The organism is Pantoea sp. FN0305, assembly GCF_050113845.1.
Taxonomy (GTDB): domain Bacteria; phylum Pseudomonadota; class Gammaproteobacteria; order Enterobacterales; family Enterobacteriaceae; genus Mixta; species Mixta alhagi.
Genome location: NZ_JBNJSN010000004.1, coordinates 308,417 through 334,210 on the forward strand (window position 1 = coordinate 308,417; position 25,794 = coordinate 334,210).

Sequence of the window (25,794 nt, forward strand, 5' to 3'; positions counted from 1 at the left end):
TCATGACCACTTCCTGTGTGCTTTCCCTGTTTTCGTAAAGTTATGTCATTGAAGGTAGACCCTGACGCTATTCCCGGCAAAAGGGCTGTGATAAAAAACCTGATTTCAAATGATAAAAATTATTTCAAACAGTGGCGCGCCTGCGGTTGCTGCCTACGCTTTAAAGTAAGGCTGGCTAAAGCGGGAGGGCCTTATCATGAGTGAAGTTATGTCATTACTGTCCGGGGGCTGGAGTTGGATACTGGGAGGGCTGGCGCTTATTGCCGGGCTTGCCGGCTCTTACTTTGGTGGAAAAAAAATTGGCAAGACGCAAGAGAAGGCTCGCGGGGATGTGGCAGCGGCAGAGCTGCAAACCCAACAGGCTGAGGCGATTGCAAAAAAACAGGCGGATAATATTAAGGTGGCTAAGCATGTGGAAACGTCTAACGCTACTGTCAGTGACGCTGCTGCTCGTGACAAGCTGCACCGGTCGAAGTACAACGTCGATGATTGACCGCGCCAGCGTCGATTCATCCTGTACGTTATTTCAGCCTATCTATACGCATGGCAAAGATGCCGAGGTGATGGACGTTCGCACGATACGCGCGATCAATACGCATAATGAGCTGTGGGACAGGCTCTGCAGTGAAGAAAAACAGTAAGGAGAACCTTTTCCTGAATGTGCTAACGGCCCGCTGATGCGGGCCGCTTTCTTTTGTAGGTCACGGCAAACACCTGTTTAACATCATCCCTTTAGCGTGTAAGATGTCCGCTCTTCAACTCTTACCCGGCCGGGCACTTCTGCATCTTGTCCCTGGCTGCGTACCAAATTAACAACTGTGGGTTAGTTTTGGCCGGTAATCCGTTGAAAATTAACTTCTAACCAATGTTTGCATGTAATCTTTCGTGTGGGTTACCACTGCAATTAAGGATATGAAATGCCTGTAATTACCCTTCCTGACGGCAGTCAGCGCAGCTTTGACCGACCTGTTAGCGTGATGGATATTGCGCAAGATATCGGTCCAGGGCTGGCAAAAGCCTGTATCGCCGGTCGCGTTAATGGCGAACTGGTGGATGCGGTTGATCCAATCGCCGAAGATGCCAGCGTTGCTATTATCACCGCTAAAGATGACGCAGGTCTGGAGATTATCCGCCACTCCTGCGCGCATCTGCTAGGTCACGCCATGAAACAGCTCTGGCCCAACGCGAAAATGGCTATCGGTCCGGTTATTGATAACGGTTTCTATTACGATGTCGACCTCGATCATACTCTGACGCAGGAAGATCTCGATCGGCTGGAAAAGCGCATGCATGAGCTGGCCGAAACGAACTATGACGTCGTTAAGAAAAAAGTCAGCTGGCAGGAAGCGCGTGACGTCTTTGCCGCACGCGGTGAAAACTATAAAACCACCATTCTTGATGAGAATATCAGCCATGACGATCGTCCTGGTCTGTATCACCATGAAGAATATGTCGATATGTGCCGTGGGCCGCACGTGCCTAATATGCGTTTCTGCCATCACTTTAAACTGCAGAAAATTGCGGGCGCTTACTGGCGTGGCGACAGCAGCAATAAAATGCTGCAGCGTATTTATGGCACCGCATGGGCGGATAAAAAGCAGCTGAACGCTTATCTGCAGCGTCTGGAAGAGGCGGCCAAGCGTGACCATCGTAAGATCGGTAAGCAGCTTGATCTCTATCATATGCAGGAAGAAGCGCCGGGTATGGTATTCTGGCACAACGATGGCTGGACTATCTTCCGTGAGCTTGAAACTTTTGTTCGCAGTAAGCTGAAAGAGTACCAGTACCAGGAAGTTAAAGGTCCGTTCATGATGGACCGCGTCCTGTGGGAAAAAACCGGCCACTGGGAAAACTATAAAGAAGCGATGTTTACCACCGCTTCTGAGAACCGTGAATACTGCATTAAGCCGATGAATTGTCCCGGCCACGTGCAGATTTTCAATCAGGGTCTAAAATCATACCGCGACCTGCCATTACGTATGGCGGAGTTCGGCAGCTGCCACCGTAACGAGCCTTCCGGCGCGTTGCATGGTCTGATGCGTGTGCGCGGCTTTACCCAGGACGACGCCCATATCTTCTGTACGGAAGAGCAGGTGCGTGCTGAGGTTAACAGCTGCATTAAGATGGTGTACGACATGTACAGCACCTTCGGTTTTGAAAAAATCGTGGTGAAGCTGTCTACCCGTCCGGAAAAACGCATCGGCAGCGATGAATTATGGGATCGTGCTGAAACGGATCTGGCTGCGGCGCTGGAAGAGAACGCGATTCCGTTCGAATACCAGCCGGGCGAGGGCGCATTCTACGGTCCTAAAATTGAATTCACCCTGCATGACTGCCTGGATCGTCCATGGCAGTGTGGTACCGTACAGCTCGATTTCTCATTGCCGAGCCGTCTGAGTGCCTCTTATGTAGGTGAAAATAACGAACGACAGGTGCCGGTGATGATTCACCGTGCTATTCTGGGTTCAATGGAACGCTTTATCGGTATTCTCACTGAAGAATACGCCGGTTTTTATCCAACCTGGCTGGCACCGGTACAAGCGGTGGTGATGAATATCACCGACGGGCAGTCTGATTATGTCAACGAATTAACGCGAAAATTACAGAATGCGGGCATTCGTGTAAAAGCAGACTTGAGAAACGAGAAGATTGGCTTTAAAATCCGCGAGCACACATTGCGTCGCGTCCCTTATATGTTGGTTTGCGGTGATAAAGAGGTAGAAGCCGGTAAAGTGGCTGTACGTACCCGCCGCGGTAAAGACCTTGGGTCCATGGACGTGGATGTGCTGATCGAGAAGCTGCAGCAAGAAATACGCAGCCGCAATCTTCATCAATTGGAGGAATAAGGTATTAAAGGCGGAAAACGAGTTCAACCGACGCGTCCCAATCGTATTAACGGTGAAATCCGTGCTACCGAGGTGCGTCTGACTGGCGTCGAAGGCGAGCAGCTTGGTATTGTTAGTTTACGCGAAGCTATTGAAAAAGCTGAAGAAGCAGGTGTTGATTTAGTTGAAATCAGCCCTAACGCCGAACCGCCGGTTTGTCGTATAATGGATTACGGCAAGTTCCTCTATGAAAAGAGTAAGTCTTCTAAGGAACAGAAGAAGAAGCAGAAAGTTATCCAGGTGAAGGAAATTAAATTCCGCCCTGGTACCGATGAAGGCGACTATCAGGTCAAACTACGCAACCTGATTCGTTTTCTGGAAGAAGGCGATAAAGCCAAAATCACCCTGCGTTTTCGCGGTCGTGAGATGGCGCACCAACAGATCGGTATGGAAGTGCTTAACCGCGTGAAAGAAGATCTGAGTGAACTGGCAGTAGTTGAATCTTTCCCTTCGAAGATTGAAGGCCGCCAGATGATCATGGTGCTCGCACCCAAGAAGAAACAGTAGGCTTTCAAGTAATAATGTCGCGCAGCGTTCGCGCTGTGCGATTTTATTCGCCTGTCTGGTTCATTTTATTAACAATGCGAAGTGGATATTTTATAAATGCCTAAGATTAAAACTGTCCGTGGCGCGGCTAAACGCTTTAAAAAAACCGGTAAAGGTGGCTTTAAGCACAAGCACGCGAACCTGCGTCATATCCTGACCAAAAAATCAACCAAGCGTAAACGTCACCTGCGCCCGAAAGCCATGGTGTCTAAAGGCGATCTGGGTCTGGTTATTGCCTGCCTGCCGTACGCATAAGTTAATTTTTTCAATCAGAATATAGAACAGGAGAGCTCAAATGGCTCGTGTAAAACGTGGTGTAATTGCTCGCGCACGTCACAAAAAAATCTTAAAACAAGCTAAAGGCTACTACGGTGCACGTTCACGTGTTTACCGCGTTGCCTTCCAGGCTGTTATCAAAGCTGGTCAGTATGCTTACCGCGACCGTCGTCAGCGTAAGCGTCAGTTCCGTCAGCTGTGGATTGCGCGTATCAACGCTGCAGCGCGTCAGAACGGTATCTCTTACAGCCGTTTCATCAATGGCCTGAAAAAAGCGTCCATTGAAATTGACCGTAAAATCCTGGCCGACATCGCCGTATTCGACAAAGTGGCTTTCACTGCACTGGTTGAAAAAGCGAAATCAGCTCTGGCGTAAGTCAGATGGAAGAGGGAGCGTGCTCCCTCTTTTATTTTATGTAACCGTAGCAAAAGATTGACTTTTCCGCCTGCTGGCATTTCAATAGAGCCGTCTAACGCAAGCGACAAGGTAAACCAAGCATGCACGCTATTTTTCGTTTCTTTTTTTACTTTAGCACCTGAATTTTGGGGGCTTGTGCGCGAAAAAAGAAACGAAAAATCGCACTGAAAGCCTCCCTCGTGGAGGCTTTTTTATTTTCCGCGAACTGATATGGACTTCTGGTCCCCACCTGAAACAGCCCGGCCTTAGGCTGGAAGAAGAGGAAACAATGTCCCATCTCGCAGAGCTGGTTGCCAACGCCAGGGCAGCCATTGAACATGCGCAGGATGTTGCGGCGTTAGATAACGTCCGCGTCGAATATCTGGGCAAAAAAGGGCATCTGACCCTGCAGATGACCACCCTGCGCGAACTGCCGGCCGAAGAGCGTCCTGCGGCAGGCGCGGTGATTAACGAAGCCAAACAGCAGGTGCAGGAAGCGCTTAACGTGCGTAAAGACGCGCTGGAATCCGCCGCGCTAAACGCGCGTCTGGCTGCAGAAACCATCGATGTTTCCCTGCCCGGACGTCGGGTAGAAAACGGTGGCCTGCATCCGGTAACCCGTACCATCAATCGCATTGAAGACTTTTTTGGCGAGCTGGGTTTTGCTGTAGTTACCGGACCGGAAATCGAAGATGATTATCATAACTTCGATGCGCTGAACATTCCGGGTCACCACCCGGCCCGCGCCGATCATGACACCTTCTGGTTTGACGCCACGCGCCTGCTGCGTACCCAGACTTCTGGCGTACAGATCCGCACCATGAAAAACCAGCAGCCGCCGATTCGCATTATCGCGCCGGGCCGCGTTTACCGTAACGACTACGACCAAACGCATACGCCGATGTTCCATCAGATGGAAGGCCTGATTGTCGATAAAGATATCAGCTTCACCAATCTGAAGGGCACGCTGCACGATTTCTTGCGTAACTTCTTTGAAGAAGATTTGCAGATCCGCTTCCGTCCTTCCTATTTCCCGTTCACCGAGCCATCTGCGGAAGTGGATGTCATGGGTAAAAACGGCAAATGGCTGGAAGTGCTGGGCTGCGGCATGGTGCATCCAAACGTGCTGCGCAATGTCGGCATCGATCCGGAAGTCTATTCTGGCTTCGCTTTCGGCATGGGTATGGAACGTCTGACCATGCTGCGTTATGGCGTGACCGATCTGCGCGCTTTCTTCGAAAACGATCTTCGTTTCCTCAAACAGTTTAAATAAGGGCAGGTTATCCAATGAAATTCAGTGAACTCTGGTTACGCGAATGGGTAAATCCGGCTCTTGACAGTGCGGCCCTGGCGGAACAAATCACCATGGCTGGTCTGGAAGTTGACGGCATTGAGCCGGTCGCCGGCGCTTTCCATGGCGTAGTGGTTGGCGAAGTGGTCGAATGCGGTCAGCATCCGAACGCCGATAAACTGCGCGTAACCAAGGTCAACGTCGGCGGCGATCGCCTGCTGGATATCGTCTGCGGTGCGCCAAACTGCCGTCAGGGGCTGAAAGTGGCCGTGGCCACCGTCGGGGCCGTGCTGCCGGGCGATTTTAAAATCAAAGCGGCGAAACTGCGCGGTGAGCCGTCGGAGGGCATGCTCTGTTCTTTCTCTGAGCTGGGCATCAGCGATGATCACAACGGCATTATCGAACTGCCTGCGGACGCGCCGATTGGCACCGATATCCGTGAATATCTGCAGCTGAACGATAACAGCATCGAAATCAGTATCACGCCAAACCGTGCCGACTGCTTTGGCATTATCGGTATCGCACGTGACGTCGCGGTGCTAAATAGCCTGCCGCTCAACGCGCCGGAAATGGTTGCGGTGCCAGCGACCATCAGCGATACGCTGCCGATTCGCGTAGACGCCACCGATGCCTGTCCGCGCTATCTGAGCCGGGTGGTCAAAAATATCAATGTGAAGGCGGCCACGCCGTTGTGGATGAAAGAGAAGCTGCGTCGCTGCGGCATCCGCTCTATCGATCCGGTGGTAGACGTGACCAACTATGTGCTGCTGGAGCTGGGTCAGCCGATGCACGCCTTCGATCTGGATTGCATTGATGGCGGCATTGTGGTGCGCATGGCGCAGCAGGATGAAGCGCTGACGCTGCTTGATGGCAATGAAGTGAAGCTGAACAGCGACACGCTGGTGATTGCTGACCATCATAAACCGCTGGCAATGGGTGGCATCTTTGGCGGCGAGCATTCAGGCGTGAATGAAGAGACCACAAACGTGCTGCTGGAATGCGCCTGGTTTGCGCCGCTGGCGATTGCCGGCCGCGCACGTCGCCACGGTTTGCATACCGATGCCTCCCATCGCTATGAGCGCGGCGTCGATCCGACCCTGCAGCAACAGGCAATGGAGCGCGCGACGCGCCTGCTGCTGGATATTTGCGGCGGTGAAGCGGGCCCGGTTGTGGATACCAGCGCGCAGGATAAGCTGCCGGTACGCGCCACCATCACGCTGCGTCGTGAGAAGCTGGATCGACTGATTGGTCATCCTATTGCCGATGCGCAGGTTACCGATATTCTGCAGCGTCTGGGCTGTGAAGTAAGCGTAAGCGAAGGCGAATGGCGCGCGATAGCACCGGGCTGGCGCTTTGATATGGCGATTGAAGAAGATCTGGTTGAAGAAGTCGCGCGCGTTTACGGCTATAACAACATCCCGGACGTGCCGGTTAAAGCCTCGCTGGTGATGACGCAGCATCGTGAAGCGTCGCTGTCGCTAAGGCGCGTAAAAAATCTGCTGGTGGATAAAGGTTACCAGGAAGCCATTACCTACAGCTTTGTCGATCCCAAAGTGCAGGCTCTGCTGCACCCTGGCGAAGAAGCGCTGCTCCTGCCCAGCCCCATCTCCAGTGATATGTCTGCGATGCGTCTCTCGTTGTGGACCGGTCTGCTCTCTGCCGTGGTCTATAACCAGAACCGCCAGCAGAGCCGTGTACGCCTGTTTGAAAGCGGATTACGCTTTGTGCCAGATACTCAAGCAGATTTAGGTATCCGCCAGGATGTTATGCTGGCTGGCGTACTGAGCGGTAACCGCTACGAAGAGCATTGGGACCTGGCGCGTCAGACCGTCGACTTCTATGATTTAAAAGGTGATTTGGAATCGGTACTGGAACTGACCGGTAAACTGGATGCCATTGAATTTCGTGCCGAAGCTAATCCGGCCCTGCATCCGGGGCAAAGCGCAGCGATCTATTTACAGGGTGAACGCATCGGATTTATCGGTGTGGTGCATCCGGAGCTGGAACGCAAGCTGGATCTCAATGGCCGCACCTTAGTGTTTGAACTGCTTTGGAATAAGGTTGCAGACCGCGTCCTGCCTGATGCGCGCGAGATTTCGCGCTTTCCGGCAAACCGTCGCGATATCGCCGTTGTGGTGGCTGAAACGGTTCCCGCAGCAGATATCATTGCGGAGTGTAAGAAAGTTGGCGCAAATCAGATAGTTGGCGTAAACTTGTTTGACGTGTACCGTGGTAAGGGTGTAAACGAAGGTTTTAAGAGCCTTGCGATAAGCCTGATTTTGCAAGATACCAGCCGGACACTCGAAGAAGACGAGATTGCCGCAACCGTCGCCAACTGCGTTGCGGCATTAAAAGAGCGATTCCAGGCAACCTTGAGGGATTGAACCTATGGCGCTTACAAAAGCTGATATGTCGGAATACCTGTTTGAAAAGCTGGGGCTGAGTAAACGGGATGCCAAAGAGCTGGTTGAACTGTTTTTTGAAGAGGTAAGAAGAGCTTTGGAAAACGGCGAGCAGGTCAAACTGTCTGGATTTGGCAATTTTGATCTTCGCGATAAAAATCAACGGCCGGGGCGTAACCCGAAAACCGGTGAAGATATCCCTATCACCGCGCGTCGTGTGGTGACATTTCGTCCTGGACAAAAGCTGAAAAGCCGCGTCGAGAACGCTTCCCCTAAAAACAGCTGATCTGTCAGTACCATAAAGGCCGCCTCGTGCGGCCTTTTTTATGGGTGTTTTACCGGCTGCTTCATCAGCACGGATTTTCCGCCTTTTCCATAAAGTCACCACAATGTAAGGAATGCGTAAGGCGCGGGAAAATAAGCCGAAAATCGGCTCAGGCTGATAGTGACAGCTGCCTGATCACAGGTATAAACAGGGGATGAAACATGATGAGGTTACCCCGATGAACATAAAAAAATTACTTCCAGGTATCGTGCTGAGCATCGTGGCGGCGCTGCCCGTTGTCGCCAGCGCTGACGTTTCGTTTGATCTGACACCTGCTGGCGTAACGATCCATATTGGCGATCGCGATCATCGAGGCTACTACTGGGATGGTTATGACTGGCGAGCTCCAAAATGGTGGCAGGAGCATCATGGACGTCATATTGGCGAGAAGGGGCCGCGCGGCTACTGGAATGGCAACGGGTGGCAGCCACATCGACCTGAAGCGCATCAGCAGCAACCCGTGCGTAAAAAGCCGGTTACGCATCATCAGGAACCGGCACGCGATCGCCCGACGGCGCACCGTGACGCATCCGGTAGCGATCGACTGGCCGCAGATCAGCAGGCTCATGGCGCAGCAGGCCATCGTCCCGATTTCCAGCCGCACGGTTAAGCACATTATGCCGGACGACTGTGTCCGGCTTTTCTTATTCCTTTCTTTTTCTGCCTTAGCCACTACAATCAAATCTCTGTTTTCCTTATAAAACTATAGCTATGTCGCTGCTAACTGAACTCTCCCGTCAGGCGGATCGTCGCGCTTATCGCTGGCTGGTCTGGCTGAGCGCTATGCTGCTGGGCGTTACGCTGGTAAGCCTGTGCGCGGGAGAGACGTGGATTCTGCCTGACCGCTGGCTAAGCGAGGAGGGCAAGCTGTTTGTCTGGCAACTGCGTCTGCCGCGCACGCTGAGTGTGTTGCTGGTTGGCGCCTCACTGGCAACGGCGGGGTGCGTAATGCAGGCGCTGTTTGAAAATCCGCTGGCGGAACCTGGCCTGCTTGGCGTATCAAACGGCGCGGGGCTCGGCCTTGTGCTGTGTGTGCTGCTGGGAAATGGCGATTTCTGGGCGTTCAGCCTGGCAGCCATTGCCGGTGCGCTGCTGGTCACGCTGATCCTGCTGCGTTTTGCCCGTCGTCATCTTTCTAACAGCCGACTGCTGTTAGCGGGCATTGCGCTGGGGATTATCTGTAGTGCGGCGATGACCTGGGTGGTTTATTTCAGCAGTAATCTCGATCTGCGACAGCTGATGTACTGGATGATGGGCGGCTTTAGCGGCATTGACTGGCGCTACCGCTGGCTGATGCTGGCGCTGCTGCCGGTGCTGATCTGGCTGAGTGGGCAGGCGAAAATTCTGAATCTACTGGCACTGGGCGAAACCAGCGCCCGTCAGCTTGGCCTGTCACTTTATCTCTGGCGCAACCTGCTGGTGGTGGCGATTGGCTGGTTGGTTGGTGTTAGCGTAGCGCTGGCCGGGGCAATTGGCTTTATTGGGCTGGTGGTGCCGCATTTGCTGCGGCTGAACGGGCTCACCGATCATCGTATGCTGCTGCCCGCCAGCGCACTGGCCGGGGCCGCCGTATTGCTTGCTGCCGATATCATTGCCAGACTGATACTTACCGCAGCGGAATTGCCCATTGGCGTTGTCACCGCTACGCTGGGGGCGCCGCTGTTTATTTGGTTATTACTCACTCAGCACCGTTAAGGGCTGTACCACACACCGAAACAGGAAACGCGCATGAGCATTTATGATACTGAACTGGTTATGCTGGATGGTAAACGCACCACGCTGGGACAATGGAAAGGCGATGTACTGCTGATAGTTAACGTCGCTTCTCAGTGTGGACTGACGCCACAGTATAAAGAGCTGGAGAACCTGCAGCGCGCCTGGAATAAGTCCGGCTTTAACGTGCTCGGTTTTCCGTGCAACGCCTTTCTTGGTCAGGAGCCAGGCAGTAATGAAGAGATCAGGGAGTTTTGCGACACCAACTACGGTATCAGCTTCCCGATGTTCAGCAAGATCGAAGTGAACGGTCCTGAGCGTCATCCGCTGTATCAGCAACTGATCGCCGCCTGCCCTGAAGCGGTCGAGCCAGAAAACAGCGGCTTCTATGAGCGTATGGCAAGTAAAGGACGTGCGCCGAAAGAAAAGGGCGATATTTTATGGAATTTTGAAAAGTTCCTCGTGGGGCGCAACGGTGAAGTGGTACAGCGTTTCGCGCCGGATATGACGCCGGAAGATCCTATTGTGATGGAAAGCATCAAGCTCGCGCTGGCAAAATAATGTTGTTGTCCATTGAGCAGGCGACCGTCCCGGGACGCCTGCAGGCTTTTAGTGCCCAGGTGAAAAGCGGCGATCTGGTTCATCTGCTTGGTCCCAATGGTGCCGGTAAAAGCTCCTTGTTAGCGCGTCTGGCCGGGCTGTTACCAGGCGCAGGCGTGGTGCGTCTTATCGGTAGGCCGCTGGAGGGGTGGCCGCGGGCGGCGCTGGCGAGACGGCGTGCCTGGCTACCACAGCAGCAGCAACAGTTGGGGCAGATGGCGGTTTTCCACTATTTACAGCAACATCTGATCGGGGCAAAACCCGGTCAGGATATGCTGCTGTCACGTCTGCTGGCTGCTTTTCAACTGCATGATAAGCTTACGCGTTCGTTAAGCCAGCTTTCCGGCGGTGAATGGCAGCGCGTCAGGCTTATGGCGGTATTGCTACAGGTTTGGCCGTGCGTCGCGCAGCCGGCAACGCTGCTGCTACTGGATGAGCCTTACGCCGGTCTGGACGTGGTGCAGCAGCAGGCGCTGGATCGCGAGTTAACCGCTTTTTGCGAGGCGGGCGGCGCGGTGATCACCAGCGGTCACGATGTTAACCATAGCCTGCGTCATGCGCGCGACGTATGGCTGATGCAACAGGGTAAAGTTATCCGCCAGGGACGGGCTGAGGCGGTCCTGCAGCCTGATACGCTGCGTATGCTGTATGGGCTGACGTTTCGTAAGCTACAGTCGGAAGGAGAAAGCTGGTTAGTGGCTGAAGAGGCGCGCTGAGAAGATTGCCAGCGTCAGGACTTACCGTTACAGTTAGCCCGGCTCCGCTCATACAGGATGGACTCAGGTTATGCGAATCGGTGTATTACTTTTGCTTAGTGTATTGCTTGTCGGCTGTAGTCATCATGCGCCACCGCCTAATGCGCGACTTTCTGATTCAGTTACCGTTATTGCCGAGCTGAACGATCAGCTAAGCCGCTGGCAGGGTACGCCCTATCGTTACGGTGGCCTGAGCCGCAGAGGTATCGACTGCTCTGGATTTGTTTATCTGACATTTCGCGATCGCTTTAATTTACAACTGCCGCGCAGTACACGCGACCAGAGCGATACAGGCACGCGCATCGATAAAGATCAGTTACTGCCGGGAGATTTGGTCTTTTTTAAGACTGGCCGTGGTGAGAATGGTCTGCACGTAGGCATTTATGACAGTGATAAAAGGTTTATCCATGCTTCTACCAGCAAAGGGGTAATCCGCTCTTCACTGGATAACAGTTACTGGCAAAAAGTATTTTGGCAGGCGCGAAGAATTTAAGATTAACCTGTTGAAAAAGCATCAATCGATTCAGAAAATGCTCATTTAATCAGCGCTTAAAATATGGAATGATATACCGGTAATGCAAATCGACAATGAATGAAATTTCAGCTTTACATAAGCAGTCTTTTTAATTGCTCAGTAAGTAAGATATTCCCGAAAACAACGAGAATGATCACTAAATCTTATTTATTTGGCTGATTCAGCGTAGAGAAACATAAGCGGTCATAAAGGTAAATTTGCGTTATATAGTTTAGTATCAGCAGTTTACTGCGTTAAAAGAAGCAGGGGCGGGCATTACTTATCATTAAATATACTATTGATTGTAATATTTCCTTGGTATAGGATGCGCGAATTGCCACTTTTTTATGGCTAAAAAAATGACAACAACAGTTTTTGCTGATTATTTTATTCATACAGCCTTCAACCCTGTTTATGCTTTAAATGGCCGATTACTTGCCGTAGATTTGCTATCCAGCTTTACACATACTTCTCTTAATGTTGTTGTGCCGCAGGATATTCTGTTACCTCAGTTCGACGGCGAACAGCGCTTGCAAACCTTACAAAAGCAGATCAGCGTTATTGAGCATTATCACGACTTTTTCCTGCGGAATAATGTTGCAGTAATTTTGAACGTGGATGAAGAGATGGTTGAAACCCTTTTATCCAGCGAGTTTTTGCTACGTAAATTGCGACCGCTGCAGGCGCTGGAATTAGGGCTGAGTGAGAGTTTTCCTAACTTCAGGGCGGGAAAAGATAATCCGTTATTAAGCAGCCTGAGCGATAATTTTAAATTAACCCTGACTAATTTTGGCTCAGGCAAAGCGCCTGCAAAAGCGGTTTACGATAATTTGTTTCATCGCATCCGGCTGGATAAATATTTTTTGCAGCAGACGCTGAAGCGCGCCTCATATCATTCCATGTTAAAGGCGATCGTTTATCAGGTAAGCGATCACTGCCAGCAATTTATCGTATCGGGCATTGACGATCTCACTACCCTGGAAAAAATCGCCCCATTCGCCTTTACCGGTATGCAGGGCGCGCTGTTCCCCCCGGTTCCAGACAGCGAGCTGGCCGCTCTGATGGAGCCGCCTCACGGCTTTTCTGACGGTCAATGCTGATAAACCCACGCGGTTTTCTGTTTACCACGGCATAACAGGGTTACACTTAAACTCTACTGCGGTAAACGGAGGCAGCATGGAGTTTAATAACACCTGGCATAACGAACTAAGCGGATTTTATACCGCGCTGAAGCCAACACCGCTGAAACAGGCCCGCCTGCTTTATCATAGCGAGGCGCTGGCGCGCGAGCTGGAACTGGATGAAAGCTGGTTCAACCAGGAAAATACCGGCGTCTGGAGCGGTGAAACGCTGTTACCTGGCATGCAACCGCTGGCGCAGGTCTATAGCGGCCATCAGTTTGGCGTCTGGGCCGGGCAGCTGGGCGATGGTCGCGGCATTCTGCTGGGCGAGCAGCAGCTGAGCGATGGCAGAAAATTTGACTGGCACCTAAAGGGAGCAGGCTTAACCCCATATTCACGTATGGGAGACGGGCGCGCTGTGTTACGTTCAACCGTGCGTGAGTTTCTCGCCTCTGAAGCCCTGCATCATTTAGGCATTCCCACCAGCCGGGCGCTGACCATTGTGACCAGCGATGATCCTGTTTACCGTGAAACCAAAGAGCGCGGGGCGATGCTGTTGCGCGTGGCAGAAAGCCATGCGCGCTTTGGTCATTTCGAACACTTCTTTTATCACGGCGAACCGGAAAAAGTACGCCAGCTGGCAGACTACCTCATCCATCATCACTGGCCGTCACTGGCGTCAGAGCCGGATCGCTATCTGCTGTGGTTTAGCGATGTGGTGGAGCGCACAGCACGCCTTATCGCCGCCTGGCAAAGCGTGGGCTTCGCTCATGGAGTGATGAATACCGATAATATGTCGATTCTGGGCCTGACGCTGGATTATGGGCCCTACGGTTTTCTGGATGACTATCAGCCTGGCTTTATTTGCAATCATTCGGATTATCAGGGACGTTACGCCTTTGATAATCAGCCGATGATCGGTTTATGGAATCTTAACCGGCTGGCGCATGCGCTGTCGGATCTGATGACTACCGAACAGCTTAAGCAGGCACTGAGTCTCTACGAGCCGGCATTAATGACGGCATGGGGCGAAAGAATGCGCGCGAAGCTGGGCTTTTTAACGCCGCAGGCGGAAGATAACGAGCTGTTGACCGGATTGCTGGCGTTAATGAGCCAGGAAGGGAGTGATTATACCCGCACCTTCCGTATGCTAAGCGAGACGCAGCAGCAGGAGAGCCGCTCACCGCTGCGTGACGAGTTTATCGATCGTGCCGCGTTTGACCAGTGGTATCAGCGCTATCAGCAGCGCTTATTAAAAGATGATTGCAGCGATGCTGAACGCCAGCAGCGAATGAAAGCGGCGAACCCGGCGGTTGTTTTACGTAACTATCTGGCGCAGCAGGCGATTGAAGGCGCGGAACGCGATGACATCACCATGCTGCGACATCTGCATCAGGCGTTGTGTAATCCGTTCAGCGATGCGCCGGAATATGCTGATTTAACCCGACGTCCGCCGGATGAAGGCAAGAAAATCTCGGTAAGCTGTTCCAGCTAACCGCAGGGCGTCAGCGGATCTGGTACGGAGGTTCACTGAACTCAGGGCGCGGTGAGTGCAGGCAGAAAAGTAAAGCGGCCCGCGTCATAGAGGGCGCGGGCCGGGGAGCTGTTTTGCGTGTTTACGCTCGGCCTGCACTCCCGGGGCCGGTGCCGATTTTTTAACTAAAAGCGGCTGTCGACTGCATCGGCGAGCTGTGCCAGGACCGCTTCGCTATCTTCCCAGCTAAGACAGGGATCGGTAATGGACTGACCATAAGTGAGTGGCTGTCCGCTTACCACTGGCTGATTGCCTTCCTGCAAAAAGCTTTCAATCATCACCCCGGCAATGGCGCGCGATCCGTCACGGATCTGCTGCGCTACCGATGCAGCTACGTCACGCTGGCGGCGATGCTGCTTCAGACAGTTGCCGTGGCTGAAATCCACAACCAGATGCTCTGGCAGATCAAAGGCACGCAGGCTGGCGACCGCATCAGCAATATCCTGTGCATGGTAGTTTGGCACTTTTCCACCGCGCATAATGATATGGCCGGAAGGATTACCGCTGGTCTGATAAATGGTCATCTGGCCATGCTTGTCAGGCGAAAGGAACATATGGCTTACCCGTGCCGCCCGGATGGCATCGACGGCAATACGCGTATTGCCATCGGTACCGTTTTTAAAACCAACCGGGCAGGAGAGGGCGGAGGCCATTTCACGATGGATCTGGCTTTCCGTGGTGCGCGCGCCAATTGCCCCCCAGCTTACTAAATCGGCGATAAACTGGCCGATCACCATATCAAGAAACTCTGTCGCGGTAGGCAGGCCCAGCGCATTGATATCCAGCAGAAGCTTACGCGCGATAGCAAGCCCTTCATTAACACGAAACGAGCCGTCAAGATCGGGGTCGGAAATCAGCCCTTTCCAGCCAACAACGGTACGGGGCTTTTCAAAATAGGTGCGCATCACGATTTCAAGGCGGGAATGATATTTATCATGCAGCGCCTTAAGTTTAGCGGCATATTCCAGCGCGGCGCGCGGGTCGTGTAGCGAGCAGGGGCCTATAATCACCAGCAGGCGCGCATCCTCGCCAGAAAGAATGCGCGCAATGCGCTGGCGCGCCGAGGTGACATTCGCAGCAATAGCTTCGCTTATCGGATATTGCTCTGCCAGCGCTGCGGGCGTCACCAGCGTATCGATGCGAGCAGTACGCAGTTCATCAGTTTTGTTCATTGAGATCTCAAAATAATGTCTTCACAGCGGCAGAAGTACCGGGAAGTGATGGCGATCACAATAAACCAACCAGCAGTAAATTCAACCGTCCGGAAGGGGTAAAAGCGTGTTTTGCAGCACAATACGCGCCGGATTCTGGCCTAATACATCCGGCGGCTCAGCCCCATAATATCGAGAATTTTGGTGGCGATTTCTTCAACCGAATAGTTAGTGCTGTTGAGATAGCGTATTTGATGCGAGCGAAACAGCGCCTCCACTTCCCCTACTTCCAGCCGACACTGACGCATCGAAGCGTAGCGTGTGTTCTCGGCGCGCTCCTGACGAATCGCCGCCAGCCGCTCCGGATCGATTGTTAAGCCGAACAGTTTGTGCTGGAAGGGCTTCAGGGCAGGCGGCAGCTTCAGATTATCCATATCATCGGCGATAAAGGGATAATTTGCGGCGCGCACGCCAAACTGCATGGCAAGATAGAGGCTGGTTGGCGTTTTACCGCAGCGGGAAACGCCCAGCAAAATCACCTGCGCCTCATCCAGACCGCGAAGTGAAATGCCATCATCATGCGCCAGGGTATAGTCGATAGCGGCGATACGCGCGTCATACTTGCCCAGATTACTGGCCGTCAGACCGTGGGTACGGTGCGCCACCGGCGCAGGCGCGATGCCCAATTCCTGCTGTAGCGGTGCAACCAGCGCCTGCACTATATCCTGACAAAAGCCGTCGCTCTGTAGAATAATGTCGCGCACTTCCGGCAGTACAATAGAAAAAAACACTAAAGGGCGTAAGCCGCTTTGCTGATAAATGGCGTTGATCTGCGCTTTGACAGCCTGGGCGCGCTGCACGTTTTCAACAAAAGGCAGGGTAAAACTATTGGCCATTACCGGAAACTGCGACATAACCGCATGTCCCAGCACCTCTGCGGTGATGGCGGTGCCGTCAGAGATATAAAAAACGCTGCGTTCTGCCGTCATACTTATTCTCTCTTATCCAGGGTTAACCGAGCCTGACAGATAATCGCAGCGAAAATCAAGCGGGAAGTTCGTATAATTATTGAAATTAATTTTTCAAAAATAGTTAATATGAATATTTTATTCTTTCTGGGTTTTATCCCGTACCGAAAGCATAAGAAAATGAAATGGCGTTCCTGTTTTCATTTATCGACAGGGCGGAACACAACAAACAAATGGATAAAAACAGGATTGTAGCGTTGCGCAACGGAATAAATAAGGTTAAGCGATTACATTAATTTATCCCGATGAAATGGCTGGGTTTTTTATAAAATAATATTGTTGCGCAAACGCACTATTATAGGCGGAGTTTTCTTAAAAATATTTTTTTACTCTGCTTTAACGATTCAACACTTTCGCTTTTACATTCTGCTGTGCCAGGCTGAATAAGCGTTATCAGCGCTATTTTTCCGTGTGCCCCTCAAATTTATCATAAAAGGATTGTCCCAATGTCCAATCAAGGCGAAATGCCGCTAGTGCTCTGGTATAGCCAGTTAGGCATGAACGATGTTGATCGCGTGGGAGGAAAGAATGCCTCTCTCGGTGAAATGATTACTAACCTGTCGTCGCTTGGCGTATCCGTTCCAAACGGTTTTGCGACCACCTCGGAAGCCTTCAATCAATTTCTCGATCAGAGCGGCGTTAACCAGCGTATTTATGCCTTGCTGGATGAAACCGACATTGATGATGTGGATGAACTGGCGAAAGCGGGTAAACAGATCCGTCAGTGGATTGTGGAGACCCCTTTTCAGCCGGCGCTGGAAGAGGCCATACGCGAAGCCTATCAGCAACTCTCGGCAGATGATGACGAGGCCTCGTTCGCCGTGCGATCTTCAGCGACCGCTGAGGATATGCCGGATGCCTCATTCGCCGGTCAGCAGGAAACCTTCCTTAACGTCCAGGGTATTGATGCCGTCATGGTGGCGGTAAAACATGTTTACGCGTCGCTGTTTAATGACCGCGCCATCTCTTATCGTGTGCATCAGGGCTACGATCATCGTGGCGTGGCGCTCTCCGCTGGCGTACAGCGCATGGTGCGTTCCGATGAGGCCGCTTCCGGCGTAATGTTTACCATTGATACGGAATCGGGCTTTGATCAGGTGGTCTTTATTACCGCCGCCTGGGGGCTGGGCGAAATGGTGGTGCAGGGCGCAGTTAACCCGGATGAATTTTATGTGCATAAGCCGACGCTGCAGGCTAACCGTCCCGCCATTGTGCGCCGTAATATGGGCTCAAAAAAAATTCGCATGGTCTATGCCGATTCGCAGGAGCACGGTGAACAGGTAAAAATCGAAGACGTGCCGCAACAGGATCGCGATCGTTTCTGCCTCAGTGATGACGAAGTACAGGCGCTGGCGCATCAGGCGCTGCAAATTGAGAAACATTATAAGCGTCCAATGGATATTGAGTGGGCGAAAGATGGCCATACCGGCAAGCTCTATATCGTTCAGGCGCGTCCGGAAACTGTGCGCTCTAACGGGCAGGTCATGGAACGTTATACGCTACAGGGCAAAGGCAAGATTGTGGTCGAGGGACGTGCAATTGGTCATCGCATTGGCGCCGGTGAAGTAAAAGTCATTCACGATATCAGCGAAATGAATCGCATTCAGAAGGGCGATGTGCTGGTCACCGATATGACCGACCCGGACTGGGAGCCGATTATGAAAAAAGCGGCAGCGATCGTCACGAACCGTGGCGGGCGCACCTGCCATGCGGCCATCATTGCCCGCGAACTGGGTATCCCGGCAGTAGTAGGCTGCGGCGACGCTACTGATCGACTGAAGGATGGTCATAAGGTTACCGTTTCCTGCGCCGAGGGCGATACCGGTTATGTTTACGACGACCTGCTCGACTTTGAAGTAAAAAGTTCGCAGGTGGATAAAATGCCTGATCTGCCGCTCAAAATCATGATGAACGTAGGTAACCCGGATCGGGCTTTTGATTTTGCCTGTCTGCCTAACGAAGGGGTGGGCCTGGCGCGTCTGGAATTTATTATTAACCGCATGATCGGCGTGCATCCAAAAGCGCTGCTGGAGTTCGACCAGCAGACGCCGGAGCTGCAGCAGAAAATCCGCGAACTCATGAAAGGTTTCGACGATCCGGTCGAGTTCTATGTCGGGCGTCTGACGGAAGGGATCGCCACGTTGGGTGCCGCTTTTGCGCCGAAGCGCGTGATTGTGCGGCTGTCGGACTTTAAATCTAACGAATATGCCAATCTGGTTGGCGGCGAACGCTATGAGCTGGAAGAGGAAAACCCGATGCTGGGCTTCCGAGGTGCCGGACGCTACGTGGCAGATCGCTTCCGCGACTGCTTTGCGCTGGAATGCCAGGCCGTTAAACGCGTGCGCAATGAGATGGGGCTGACCAACGTCGAAATTATGATCCCGTTTGTACGTACCGTTGCGCAGGCGGAAGCGGTTATTGAGGAACTGGCGCGTCAGGGACTCAAGCGCGGCGAAAACGGCCTGAAGATTATTATGATGTGCGAAATCCCCTCTAATGCGCTGCTGGCGGAGCAGTTCCTGGAGCATTTCGACGGCTTCTCTATTGGCTCAAATGATATGACGCAGCTGACGCTGGGGTTAGACCGCGATTCCGGCGTGGTTTCCGAACTGTTCGACGAACGTAACGAAGCGGTAAAAGCGCTGCTGTCGATGGCAATTCGCGCCGCCAAAAAGCAGGGGAAATATGTGGGTATTTGTGGTCAGGGGCCATCCGATCATCAGGACTTTGCCGCCTGGCTGATGGAGGAGGGTATCGACAGCCTGTCGCTTAACCCTGATACGGTGGTTCAGACCTGGCTAAGCCTTGCAGAAATAAAGTAAAAGATCCCTTAATAATGTTACTTAACGATAAAGGCCGGAATTTTCCGGCCTTTTTACTGGAAAAAAGCATAAAAAAAAGCCCATCACATGGGATGGGCAAAGACTACACACAGCAATTCTTCACTTTACTCAGGGGAAAAAGGTTGTTTAAAAATCATAGGTTTGATCCTAAACATGGCACTCATAGTATTCAGCTACAGCTTGCCAGTCTTTAAGAATCCTCTTATTAGTTAATCATGCGTTACATTAAATGCGCCACTTTACTCTTTTAAGGCCCGAAAACAGTGCCAGTGGTAATCAGTTTCACGCAGGCACTACCTCATAAGATATAAAGTAGGGTAAATATTAAGAAGATTTAATATTATTCCGGGGTATTTACACAGGGGGAAAAGCCGGGCAGCGCTAAATGCCCGGCGGGAGGGTTAATTTGTGGTTGTGGTGTTCTTTACATCTTCTTCATGTTCAGCCAGTTCCTCTACCACATCTTCAGGATCTTCTTGCGGCATTGGTGCTTCATGCACCCAAACAGTGACCAGACGATAGGAGACTGCCAGTACCACCGGCCCAATAAACAGACCAATCATGCCAAAAGCCACCAGGCCGCCGATAACGCCGGAGAGGATCAAAATCATGGGTAAATCTGCGCCCATGCGGATCAGCACCGGACGCAGCACATTATCCAGCGTACCGACCACGCAACTCCAGACCAGCAGCACCGTGCCCCATGTGGTATCGCCGCTCCAGTAAAGCCAGATAATCGCCGGGATAAGTACTGGTAGTGGCCCCGCCTGCACCAGACAAAACAGAATCATCAGCACCGTCAGCAGCGTGGCATAAGGTATCCCGGCTACGGCCAGGCCGATGCCACCCAGCACGCCCTGCACCAGTGCCGTAACCACGACGCCCAGCGCGACCGCACGAATCGCCTGTCCGGCAAGCAGCACCGATGCATCACCCCGGCGACCGGCCAGACGGAAAGCGAAGTGGCGAATGCCGTCGCCCACCTGCTCGCCGCGCCAGTAAAGCAGCACGCTGAACAGCAGCATCAGGCCGAGATGCAGCAAAAATCGGCCAAAATGGCCCGCCTGAGAGACAAAAAAGCCGGTGGTGCGCCCAATATAAGGCTGTACTTTTGTCATCACTGCGCCGCCGCCGCCGTCCAGCAGCAGGTGATAGCTGTGATAGAGTTTTTCACCAATCAGCGGCACCTCATTCAGCCAGGTCAGCTGAGGAGGATGAAGGTTTCCTGAGGTCGCCCAGGCGACCACTGGTCCGGTATTATCGATCAGGCTATTTACCAGCAGCGCGACGGGAATAATGAACAGCAGCAGCAGGATAAGCGTCATAGCGATAATCGCCAGCGTACGTCGTCCCCAAAGCAGAGCCTGTAGCTTGATCATTAACGGCCAGGTGGCAATAACCACCATCGCAGCCCAGGCAAATCCCAAAATAAATGGCTGCACTACCCAGAAGCAGGCAACGATCATCAGCAGGATGAACATCAAAGAGAAGAGAATCTGGGTTAAATCCATATCCTGTTGCAGTTTTCTCATACGAAAAAAGGATCCTTAATTTACGCCTTGCGATTATGAACAGCCCATTGCCGCTCAGCCCATAATAATGCGTGATTTCTTTACGTTGCGACAGAGTTAAGCGCCGGAAGTTTTTACGTTTCCTGAAAAAACAGCGGGGCATAAAAAAATATGATACAACGAGATTTCGCAGATAAAACAGCAAGCGCAAACGATACACAACATTTGGTCACCCGATAATGATCCCACAGATTTCTCAGGCGCCAGGCCTCGTGCAACTGGTGCTTTCATTTTTGGACACGCTTAAGCAACAAGGCTTTACCGGCGATACGGCCACCAGCTATGCCGATCGTTTAACCATGTCGACCGATAACAGTATTTATCAGCTGTTACCGGATGCCGTGCTTTTTCCTCGCTCTACCGCTGATGTCGCTCTGTTAGCCAGAGTGGCGGCGATGCCGCAGTTTTCCCGCCTGATTTTTACTCCGCGTGGCGGCGGCACCGGCACGAATGGACAGTCGCTAAATCAGGGCATCGTGGTTGATATGTCGCGCTATATGAACCGAATCCTGGAGATCAATCCGGAGCAGGGCTGGGTGCGGGTTGAGGCGGGCGTGATAAAAGATCAGCTCAATGCCTTTCTTAAGCCTTACGGCTACTTTTTCTCGCCGGAGCTGTCAACCAGCAACCGCGCCACGCTGGGCGGCATGATTAATACGGATGCTTCCGGTCAGGGCTCGCTGGTATACGGCAAAACCTCCGATCATGTGCTGGGGCTGCGGGCGGTGGTGCTGGGCGGTGATATTATCGATACGCGCGCCATGCCGGTTGCACTGGCAGAACAGCTGGCCGCTGAGCAGACAACGGAAGGGCGTATCTATCACACTGTGCTGTCACGCTGCCGCCAGCAGCGCGATCTGATTACGGAAAAATTCCCGCCGCTGAACCGTTTTCTCACTGGTTACGATTTACGTCATGTATTAAGCGACGATCTGCAGACGTTCGATTTGACCCGCATTCTGTGCGGGGCTGAAGGCACGCTGGCCTTTATCAGTGAAGCCCGTCTGAATATTACGCCGCTGCCTGCGGTGCGGCGTTTAGTGAATATCAAGTATGACTCGTTTGATTCGGCGTTACGTAATGCGCCTTTAATGGTAGAAGCCAAAGCGCTGTCGGTAGAGACCGTTGATTCAAAAGTGCTGAATCTGGCGCGTGAGGATATTGTCTGGCATTCGGTTCGCGAATTAATTACCGATGTGCCGGGCAAAGAGATGCTCGGCATTAATATTGTGGAATTCGCCGGAGACGATCCTCAGCTGATCGACACCCAGCTAACGGCCCTGTGCCAGCGTCTCGATGCGCTGATGGCGCAGCAGCAGGGCGGCGTGATCGGCTATCAGCTTTGTAACGATATCGATGCCATCGAGCGCATCTACAATATGCGTAAAAAAGCGGTAGGCCTGTTGGGCAATGCCAAAGGACGCGCCAAGCCCATTCCGTTTGTGGAAGATACCGCCGTGCCGCCAGAGCACCTGGCGGACTATATTACCGAGTTTCGCGCCTTGCTGGATAATCACGGCCTGAATTACGGCATGTTTGGTCATGTGGATGCGGGCGTGCTGCATGTGCGGCCTGCGCTGGATATGTGCGATCCGCAGCAGGAGATGCTGATGAAGCAGATCTCCGATGAGGTCGTGGCGCTGACGGCGCGCTATGGCGGCCTGCTGTGGGGAGAACACGGCAAAGGGTTCCGTGCGCAATATAGCCCTGCCTTTTTTGGCGAAACGCTGTATGAAGAGCTGCGCCGGATCAAAGCGGCCTTCGATCCCGCCAACCGCCTTAACCCAGGCAAGATCTGTACGCCCACTGGCGTCGATGAGCCAATGATGCAGGTCGATGGTGTGAAACGCGGCTATTATGACCGTCAGATCCCGCTGGCGGTGCGTAACGAGTGGCGTGGCGCGATGGAGTGCAACGGCAACGGCCTGTGCTTTAATTTTGATGTGCGCAGCCCGATGTGTCCCTCGATGAAAATTACCCGCGACCGCATCCATTCGCCGAAAGGGCGCGCCACGTTGACGCGTGAATGGCTGCGTCTGCTGGCGGAGAAGGGTATCGATCCGCTGACGCTGGAGCAGCAGATCCCGGAATCGGCTATTAGCCTGCGGGGGTTAATCGCCCGCACCCGCAACAGCTGGTATGCGCGTAAAGGTGAATATGACTTTTCGCATGAGGTGAAAGAGGCGATGTCAGGCTGTCTCGCCTGTAAAGCCTGTTCAACGCAGTGCCCAATCAAAATCGATGTGCCGGCCTTCCGCTCGCGCTTTTTGCAGCTTTATCACACGCGTTACCTGCGCCCGCTCAGCGATCATCTGGTGGCGGCGGTAGAAAGCTATGCGCCGGTGATGGCGCGCGCGCCGCGCACCTTTAATTTCTTCCTGCGCCAGCCCTGGCTGAGGACTTTGAGCCAGCGTCATATCGGTATGGTTGATTTGCCGCTGCTTTCTTCACCAACGCTAAAACAACAGCTGGCGGGCCATAGGGCGGCGACCACCACGCTGGAACAGCTGGAGAGGCTCGACGCTGCACAGCGGGAAAAAACGGTGCTGGTGGTTCAGGATCCCTTTACCAGCTATTACGAAGCGCAGGTAGTGGCGGACTTTGTGCGCCTGATTGAAAAACTGGGTTATCAGCCGGTACTGCTGCCGTTTTCGCCTAACGGCAAAGCGCAGCATATAAAAGGCTTTCTGAAACGCTTCGCCCGCACCGCACAGAAAACGGCAGATTTCCTTAACCGGCTGGCGCGTTTGGGGATGCCGATGGTCGGCGTCGATCCTGCGCTGGTGCTGTGTTACCGCGATGAGTATCAGCAGACGCTGGGCGATAAACGCGGCGATTTCCACGTTCAGCTGGTGCATGAGTGGCTGCATCAGGCGCTGTCGTCGCGCGCCATACAGCCACCTGGTGGCGAAGCCTGGTATCTGTTTGCCCACTGTACCGAGGTCACTACGCTGCCCGCAACGCCGAATCAGTGGGCCGCTATATTTGCGCGCTTTGGTGCGCGCCTGGAAAATATCAATGTGGGCTGCTGCGGCATGGCGGGTACCTACGGGCATGAGGCGAAGAACCTGGATAACTCGCTGGGCATTTATGAGCTTTCCTGGCATCCACAGTTGCAAAAACTGCCGCGTCAACGCTGCCTGGCCACCGGCTATTCCTGTCGTAGCCAGGTTAAACGTATCGAAGGCAATGGGATGCGTCACCCGCTGCAGGCGCTGTTGGAGTTAATATAATGGCGATCTGGCAACGACAGGCCACCCTCGAGCAGATCAACGCACAGGGCGAAGGCTGTATGGTAGGGCATTTAGGCATCCGCTTTACGGCGCTGCATGATGACGGCCTGGAGGCGGTGATGCCGGTGGATGCGCGTACGCGTCAGCCGTTTGGGCTGCTGCACGGCGGTGCTTCCGCCGTACTGGCGGAAACGTTAGGCTCAATGGCGGGTTATCTCTGCACGCAGGAGGATGACATACTGGTGGGCCTGGAAATCAATGCCAACCATCTGCATGCGGTACGTGAGGGCGAGGTGCGGGGCCGCTGTCGGCCACTGCATCTTGGCCGCATGCATCAGGTCTGGCAGATTGACATTTATGATGATGAAAACCGTCTTTGTTGCAGTTCCCGGCTCACCACGTCAGTAAGGCCTGACGCAGCCAGAAACTGAGATTTACCAGATCCAGCCAGCATGCCTGACGAAATCGCTTTGCAGAACGGTGGCCTTTTCCCAGTCACCGCTCATTGTCAGGTGCTGGCAGAGTTTAGTCAGCGTATGGCGTGCCAGCTGGCACGCCTGCATACGGAACAGCCGTTCCCGTTGGCTATTGTTCACCTCCTGCAGCAGCCGATGATGAAGTTTTCCCAGCGCATGAAGATAACTTTGCTCATCGCCATTGAGCTGGCAGAGTTCGGCCATATCTAAACAGGTATCATTGAAATTACGAAGCTGGTCGAGGGAGCAATCGGGACGGTTCAGTTTGGCCTGCGCCAGATAAAAATCCACCGTCATATCACGCACGGCAAAGTTATATTCATCGATTTTATGCTGTAGCCAGGCATTAACGGAGAGGTTCATGCTTTACCTGAGATGTGTTAATGATAATCATTATCATAATAAAATTGCTGCAGGTTGCAATGGCGCGGCGGAAGAATTTATCGATTAATGCTTCCTGTTGATAAAATCGGCAATAGCAATCCCAACCTTCTTATATAAGCGTAAAATAGCTGGTGGAGCAGGTTAACTCAGGTAGCACTTTTTAAATGAATGATTTTAAAATATTATTCCCCACCAACAGGCGCGTCATGATGGTCTGCGCAATCTGGTCTGGCAGGGACTATCCTTAGTTAATGGGCCTTAAAACGTCAATTTTGCGCTTATCCCTGCAAAACAAGAGGTTGAAGCAATTATCATTATCACTAACATAGTGGGATAAGCCTGTAAGGCATCGCATCGCGAGGTAATAAACAATGCAATCTGCAAATCCGGCCTCTTTCTCTCCAGATGATTTTATCTGGAAGGGTTTGACCCTTACTGACAGCGCAGCGCAGCAAATCAAGGCGCTTATCGCTAACGATCCGCAAGTGTTAGGACTCCGGCTGGGCGTAAAACAGTCCGGCTGTGCGGGGTTCGGCTATACCATGGACCTGGTGAAAGAGCCTGTAGCAGACGATCTGCTGTTTACTCATCAGGGCGCAACGCTGTACGTGCCGCTTCAGGCGATGCCCCTTATTGACGGTACGCAGGTAGATTTCGTTCGCGAAGGCCTGAATCAGGTATTTAAATTTAATAATCCTAAAGCTCAACACGCCTGCGGTTGTGGTGAGAGCTTTGGCGTTGAGTAACAG

General features: G+C 52.8%; 23 protein-coding genes, 1 other RNA gene, 1 pseudogene and 1 other annotated feature. Of the genes and pseudogenes, 20 read left to right on the top strand and 5 right to left on the bottom strand.

Going from position 1 to position 25,794, the window contains the following annotated elements:
- The first annotated feature begins 196 nt into the window (after positions 1–196).
- The 16 genes and pseudogenes from ACQE3Y_RS10465 (at position 197) to ACQE3Y_RS10540 (ending at position 14,320) form a co-directional block, all read left to right on the top strand.
- Positions 197–493 carry a hypothetical protein gene (locus ACQE3Y_RS10465; protein WP_426972741.1) on the top strand — a complete coding sequence of 99 codons (297 nt, stop codon included), beginning with the start codon at positions 197–199 and terminating at the stop codon, positions 491–493.
- Between the two features lie 424 nt (positions 494–917).
- Positions 918–2,846, top strand: a complete 1,929-nt coding sequence (thrS, locus tag ACQE3Y_RS10470) for a threonine--tRNA ligase (RefSeq protein ID WP_426972739.1) — start codon at positions 918–920, stop codon at positions 2,844–2,846.
- 3 nt (positions 2,847–2,849) lie between these two features.
- Entirely contained in the window at positions 2,850–3,392 is a 543-nt protein-coding gene (infC, locus tag ACQE3Y_RS10475; RefSeq protein ID WP_038626364.1) for a translation initiation factor IF-3, read from the top strand.
- Positions 3,393–3,488: 96 nt separating this feature from the next.
- Positions 3,489–3,686, top strand: coding sequence for a 50S ribosomal protein L35 (rpmI, locus tag ACQE3Y_RS10480; RefSeq protein ID WP_038626362.1), 198 nt, complete (start codon positions 3,489–3,491; stop codon positions 3,684–3,686).
- Positions 3,687–3,726: 40 nt separating this feature from the next.
- Positions 3,727–4,083 (top strand): 50S ribosomal protein L20, encoded by a 357-nt coding sequence (gene rplT, locus ACQE3Y_RS10485; protein WP_010616241.1) that lies wholly within the window; start codon positions 3,727–3,729, stop codon positions 4,081–4,083.
- Positions 4,084–4,196: 113 nt separating this feature from the next.
- Positions 4,197–4,321, top strand: a sequence feature (Phe leader region).
- A pseudogene (pheM, locus tag ACQE3Y_RS10490) lies at positions 4,206–4,247 on the top strand (pheST operon leader peptide PheM). Its footprint overlaps the feature before it by 42 nt.
- 72 nt (positions 4,322–4,393) lie before the next feature.
- Positions 4,394–5,377, top strand: a complete 984-nt coding sequence (pheS, locus tag ACQE3Y_RS10495; RefSeq protein WP_085071847.1) for a phenylalanine--tRNA ligase subunit alpha — start codon at positions 4,394–4,396, stop codon at positions 5,375–5,377.
- Positions 5,378–5,391: 14 nt separating this feature from the next.
- Positions 5,392–7,779 carry a phenylalanine--tRNA ligase subunit beta gene (pheT, locus tag ACQE3Y_RS10500; RefSeq protein WP_426972737.1) on the top strand — a complete coding sequence of 796 codons (2,388 nt, stop codon included), beginning with the start codon at positions 5,392–5,394 and terminating at the stop codon, positions 7,777–7,779.
- A 4-nt stretch (positions 7,780–7,783) separates the two neighbouring features.
- Positions 7,784–8,083: an integration host factor subunit alpha gene (gene ihfA, locus ACQE3Y_RS10505; RefSeq protein ID WP_038626354.1), complete on the top strand. Its 300-nt coding sequence runs from the start codon at positions 7,784–7,786 to the stop codon at positions 8,081–8,083.
- A 217-nt stretch (positions 8,084–8,300) separates the two neighbouring features.
- Positions 8,301–8,732: a DUF2502 domain-containing protein gene (locus ACQE3Y_RS10510; RefSeq protein WP_426972735.1), complete on the top strand. Its 432-nt coding sequence runs from the start codon at positions 8,301–8,303 to the stop codon at positions 8,730–8,732.
- A 101-nt stretch (positions 8,733–8,833) separates the two neighbouring features.
- Positions 8,834–9,817, top strand: coding sequence for a vitamin B12 ABC transporter permease BtuC (gene btuC / locus ACQE3Y_RS10515; protein ID WP_250652562.1), 984 nt, complete (start codon positions 8,834–8,836; stop codon positions 9,815–9,817).
- A 33-nt stretch (positions 9,818–9,850) separates the two neighbouring features.
- Entirely contained in the window at positions 9,851–10,396 is a 546-nt protein-coding gene (locus ACQE3Y_RS10520) for a glutathione peroxidase (protein WP_426972734.1), read from the top strand.
- Positions 10,396–11,151, top strand: coding sequence for a vitamin B12 ABC transporter ATP-binding protein BtuD (gene btuD / locus ACQE3Y_RS10525; RefSeq protein WP_426972733.1), 756 nt, complete (start codon positions 10,396–10,398; stop codon positions 11,149–11,151). Before ACQE3Y_RS10520 ends, btuD begins: the two co-directional genes overlap by 1 nt.
- A gap of 70 nt (positions 11,152–11,221) precedes the next feature.
- Entirely contained in the window at positions 11,222–11,683 is a 462-nt protein-coding gene (locus ACQE3Y_RS10530; protein ID WP_426972732.1) for a C40 family peptidase, read from the top strand.
- A gap of 380 nt (positions 11,684–12,063) precedes the next feature.
- The gene (locus ACQE3Y_RS10535) at positions 12,064–12,804 is read left to right on the top strand and encodes an EAL domain-containing protein (protein ID WP_426981607.1); all 741 of its coding nucleotides are present in this window, start codon (positions 12,064–12,066) and stop codon (positions 12,802–12,804) included.
- A 76-nt stretch (positions 12,805–12,880) separates the two neighbouring features.
- Positions 12,881–14,320 carry a protein adenylyltransferase SelO gene (locus ACQE3Y_RS10540; RefSeq protein WP_426981608.1) on the top strand — a complete coding sequence of 480 codons (1,440 nt, stop codon included), beginning with the start codon at positions 12,881–12,883 and terminating at the stop codon, positions 14,318–14,320.
- Between the two features lie 164 nt (positions 14,321–14,484).
- On the opposite strand, the gene ACQE3Y_RS10545 is transcribed toward ACQE3Y_RS10540, so the two are convergent.
- Positions 14,485–15,531 (bottom strand): 3-deoxy-7-phosphoheptulonate synthase, encoded by a 1,047-nt coding sequence (locus tag ACQE3Y_RS10545; protein WP_426981609.1) that lies wholly within the window; start codon positions 15,529–15,531, stop codon positions 14,485–14,487.
- Positions 15,532–15,671: 140 nt separating this feature from the next.
- Positions 15,672–16,499, bottom strand: coding sequence for a posphoenolpyruvate synthetase regulatory kinase/phosphorylase PpsR (gene ppsR / locus ACQE3Y_RS10550; RefSeq protein WP_157130210.1), 828 nt, complete (start codon positions 16,497–16,499; stop codon positions 15,672–15,674).
- Between the two features lie 485 nt (positions 16,500–16,984).
- On the opposite strand from ppsR, the gene ppsA reads away from it, so the two are divergent.
- On the top strand, positions 16,985–19,360 hold the full coding sequence (gene ppsA / locus ACQE3Y_RS10555) for a phosphoenolpyruvate synthase (protein ID WP_426981610.1): 2,376 nt from the start codon (positions 16,985–16,987) through the stop codon (positions 19,358–19,360).
- Between the two features lie 68 nt (positions 19,361–19,428).
- Here ppsA and rprA read toward each other — a convergent pair.
- Both rprA and ydiK read right to left on the bottom strand, forming a co-directional pair.
- An RNA gene (gene rprA / locus ACQE3Y_RS10560) (antisense sRNA RprA) lies at positions 19,429–19,538 on the bottom strand.
- Between the two features lie 244 nt (positions 19,539–19,782).
- On the bottom strand, positions 19,783–20,913 hold the full coding sequence (gene ydiK, locus ACQE3Y_RS10565; protein ID WP_426972724.1) for an AI-2E family transporter YdiK: 1,131 nt from the start codon (positions 20,911–20,913) through the stop codon (positions 19,783–19,785).
- Positions 20,914–21,131: 218 nt separating this feature from the next.
- Between ydiK and ydiJ the strand changes: the two genes are divergently transcribed.
- Together ydiJ and ACQE3Y_RS10575 are read left to right on the top strand one after the other, a co-directional pair.
- Positions 21,132–24,185 carry a D-2-hydroxyglutarate dehydrogenase YdiJ gene (gene ydiJ, locus ACQE3Y_RS10570; protein WP_426981611.1) on the top strand — a complete coding sequence of 1,018 codons (3,054 nt, stop codon included), beginning with the start codon at positions 21,132–21,134 and terminating at the stop codon, positions 24,183–24,185.
- Positions 24,185–24,616, top strand: a complete 432-nt coding sequence (locus tag ACQE3Y_RS10575; protein ID WP_426981612.1) for a hotdog fold thioesterase — start codon at positions 24,185–24,187, stop codon at positions 24,614–24,616. Before ydiJ ends, ACQE3Y_RS10575 begins: the two co-directional genes overlap by 1 nt.
- A 3-nt stretch (positions 24,617–24,619) precedes the next feature.
- Here ACQE3Y_RS10575 and ACQE3Y_RS10580 read toward each other — a convergent pair whose 3' ends face one another.
- Positions 24,620–25,024: a hypothetical protein gene (locus ACQE3Y_RS10580; RefSeq protein WP_426981613.1), complete on the bottom strand. Its 405-nt coding sequence runs from the start codon at positions 25,022–25,024 to the stop codon at positions 24,620–24,622.
- Between the two features lie 392 nt (positions 25,025–25,416).
- Between ACQE3Y_RS10580 and sufA the strand changes: the two genes are divergently transcribed.
- Positions 25,417–25,791, top strand: coding sequence for a Fe-S cluster assembly scaffold SufA (sufA, locus tag ACQE3Y_RS10585; protein WP_426981614.1), 375 nt, complete (start codon positions 25,417–25,419; stop codon positions 25,789–25,791).
- Positions 25,792–25,794: the final 3 nt, after the last annotated feature.